This is a genomic window from uncultured Bifidobacterium sp., assembly GCF_959020145.1.
In the GTDB taxonomy this organism is placed as follows: Bacteria; Actinomycetota; Actinomycetes; order Actinomycetales; family Bifidobacteriaceae; genus Bifidobacterium.
In genome coordinates this window covers 1-3,206 of the sequence record NZ_CAUEQY010000077.1, presented here as the reverse complement: position 1 = coordinate 3,206, position 3,206 = coordinate 1, and the positions used below count along the sequence as shown (strand labels likewise).

The 3,206-nt window shown below is 57.4% G+C and carries 3 protein-coding genes and 1 pseudogene; 3 read left to right on the top strand and 1 reads right to left on the bottom strand.

The annotated features are described in order from the left end of the window. Window positions 1–656: tRNA (cytidine(34)-2'-O)-methyltransferase (locus tag Q5H33_RS08295; protein WP_302423990.1), on the bottom strand; the 656-nt coding region annotated here is incomplete at its 3' end. 19 nt (window positions 657–675) lie between these two features. On the opposite strand from Q5H33_RS08295, the gene Q5H33_RS08290 reads away from it, so the two are divergent. The 3 genes and pseudogenes from Q5H33_RS08290 to Q5H33_RS08280 form a co-directional block, all read left to right on the top strand. Then, complete coding sequence (locus tag Q5H33_RS08290) at window positions 676–1,620, top strand: A/G-specific adenine glycosylase (protein WP_022244854.1); 945 nt, start codon at window positions 676–678, stop codon at window positions 1,618–1,620. Between the two features lie 51 nt (window positions 1,621–1,671). Beyond that, window positions 1,672–2,319 (top strand): hypothetical protein, encoded by a 648-nt coding sequence (locus Q5H33_RS08285; protein ID WP_065435367.1) that lies wholly within the window; start codon window positions 1,672–1,674, stop codon window positions 2,317–2,319. Between the two features lie 163 nt (window positions 2,320–2,482). Continuing rightward, window positions 2,483–3,206, top strand: a pseudogene (locus tag Q5H33_RS08280) (DNA-directed RNA polymerase subunit beta); the annotation flags it as partial.

Genomic DNA, 3,206 nt, shown 5'->3' with positions numbered 1-3,206 from the left:
CCGGCGAAGCCTAGTTGGCGCCAGGCTTCGTAGATGGCGATGGATGCGCAGTTGGTGAGGTTCAGGGAACGCAGGCTTGGACGCATCGGCAGACGCACCTGTTCGGCCACGTGCGGACCGGCCATAATATCCATCGGATCGGGAATATTGCCCGGCTCCGGGCCGAACAGCAGAATGTCAGTCGGCTTGTATTCGATGTCGGTATACAGTTTGGTGGCGTGCGCGGTGAACGCGATGATGCGCGAATTCGGCATGGATTCCACCAGATTCTCAAAATTCGGGTGCAATACCACGTGCGCCATGTCGTGGTAGTCCAGTCCGGCGCGGCGCAGCTTCGTATCGCGCAGATTGAATCCAAGCGGCTCCACCAAATGCAGGATCGTGCCGGTCACCGCGCACAGGCGGATTGCCGAACCGGTATTGCCCGGAATGCGGGGGGAGTAGTAGCACAAGTGGGGCGTGGAGGTTTCGGCTTTGGCCGCGTCTTCGGCTGACAGCATCGCGTCGACCACGGAAATCGGATTGCCGTGCGCGTCGGTCACGAGTTCGTCCGGCCCATAATTCGACTTGCGGTAGCCGTATTCGAACATTTTCTCGACTTTGGCTTCCTCTGCGGTTGCGCCTTGCGCGTCATTGGTATGCTCTTCGTTCGTCATGAATGCAAGAATAGGTACGATGAACGACACGAACGAGCCTAATACCGAAATTGAAAACGCCGAAGCTGTGGCGGACGCGCTTGCCGAATGGTGGCATGCTTCGGCGCGTGACCTGCCATGGCGTTTCGGCCGCACTACTGCGTGGGGCGTGCTTGTCTCCGAAGTGATGAGCCAGCAGACGCAGATGAGCCGTGTGGTACCGTATTGGAACGATTGGATGGAACGCTGGCCTGATGCGGTCGCGCTTGCCGATGCCGCGAAAGCGGATGTGATCACGGCTTGGGGCAGGCTCGGCTATCCGAGACGCGCCTTGCGATTGCAGGAATGCGCCCGCGTGGTCGCTTCCGATTACGATAACAAGCTGCCGCGTACGTACGATGAGTTGCTGGCATTGCCGGGTATCGGCGATTATACGGCCAGCGCGGTGATGAGTTTCGCGTTTGGTGAGCGCATCGCGGTGGTGGATACGAATATTCGCAGGGTGCTTTCGAGGGTTTTTCTTGGCGAGGAGTCGCTTGGCGGCGCCGCAAGACCTGCGGAACGTGCGTTGGCGAAGCAGATGTTGCCGCAGGATGATGCCTCAAAATGCAGACGGTTCGACCGTCCTTCAGTGGTGTGGAATCAGTCCGTTATGGAATTGGGCGCGACCGTCTGCACGGCAAAGGCTCCGTTGTGCGAGGCGTGCCCTGTTTCGGGACATTGCGTGTTTTTGCATAATGGTCGTCCGGGATTGGGGGAACGTCGCACGCGGCCGCGTCAACGTTTCCAAGGTACGGATCGTCAGGTGCGTGGGCTGGTGCTGAATGCGCTGCGCAATCTGCCGGAAGGTGCGACCGCCCTTAATCGCAAGTCGCTTGAACGACTGTGGGATGACCATATCCAGCTTGATCGGTGCATCGCATCGTTGGATGAGGATGGTCTTATCGAAATCCTGCCGAATGCGGATGTGCGTCTTCCGGTATGAAAGGAAGAATGCCGACGTTCTTTGGATGTGCGCACGCTAGACTGTGAAATCATGGCACAGAAGACGTCCTCGAAATCCGGCAAGAAACGTTCGAAAAAACAGCAGGCGATATTTCGTCGCCGTCGCATCGTCGTCGGCATCGCTGCGATAGTGCTGATTTCTTTTCTGGTGTTTTGCCTGTACTCCCTGTCGAGGGGGATTGTCGCGGTGAATCGTGAGATTCATCATGCGGACGTGTATGCGATTTCCCGTAAGGAAGTGCCGTCCCCGACCAAGGAGAAGAAAAGCGGGGTGCCGGATTGCGATGCGTCCAATGTCGCGCTTTCGTTGACTCCTGCGGCGTCAAGTTTCGGTGTGGGCGATTCGATGGATTTCACTACGGACGTCAAATATGACGGTTCAAGCAAGGTTGGTTGCTTGGTTGATGTGTCGGCTTCCAGCGTGGTGTTGACGATCAAATCGGGCGATGATGTGGTTTGGAAGTCGAATGTGTGCCCCGTTGACACCGACTATCGTCTGTTGGCGAAGGGCGACGAGGTCAAACAGACGATCACCTGGCCGGGAACGCGTACTGGCAGCGAATGCGTGGAGGATCAATCCACCCTGCCGAAGGTGGATCGTGGCGTGTATTCGGCGCAGCTTTCGATTGAAGGGCATCCCAAAGCGAAGTCCGATCCGGTCGGCGTCACTATTGAATAAAAATCTATAGGATATGTTATTCTCATGACTTTGCGTACATGCGTGTCATATAGCGGGCACGCTGACAAGGAAGAAGCGCCCGCGTACTAGGCATATGGTGGCCAATGGGAGCGCTTCCGGGGAAACATATCGAAACGATTTAGCGAGCGATAAGGAACGTCCATTGGCTGAGGCTACGACGAACACCACCACCATCATCGCACGCGCCGACCAGCATGATATTGATCTGCACAAAGCGTCGGACCGTGTGAACTTCGGCTCCATCCGCGAGCCCATTGATGTACCCTACCTGTTGGGTGTACAGACTGACAGCTTCGACTGGCTCATCGGCAACGAGCGCTGGCAGAAGCGTGTCGAGGAGGATCTGGAGAACGGCACCAACACCGTGCCCCACACCTCCGGTCTTGATGAGGTCTTCCAGGAGATCTCACCGATCGAGAACTTCGCTCAGACCATGAGCCTGACCTTCTCCGATCCGTATTTCGAAGAACCGCGCCACACCGTGCAGGAGTGCAAGGAGAAGGATTACACCTACTCCGCGCCGCTGTATGTGAACGCTGAATTCGAAAACGGCGACACCGGCGAAATCAAGTCCCAGACCGTGTTCATGGGCGATTTCCCGCTGCAGACCCCGCACGGCACCTTCATCATCGGTGGTACCGAGCGAGTGATCGTGTCTCAGCTGGTGCGTTCTCCGGGCGTGTACTTCGACCGCAGCCAGGATCGCACTTCCGACAAGGAAGTCTTCGGCGCGAAGATCATCCCGAGCCGTGGCGCATGGCTTGAGTTCGAGATCGACAAGCGTGACGTGCTTGGCGTGCGCGTGGACCGCAAGCGCAAGCAGTCCGCCATCGTGTTCCTCATGGCCATCGGCATGACCAAGGATG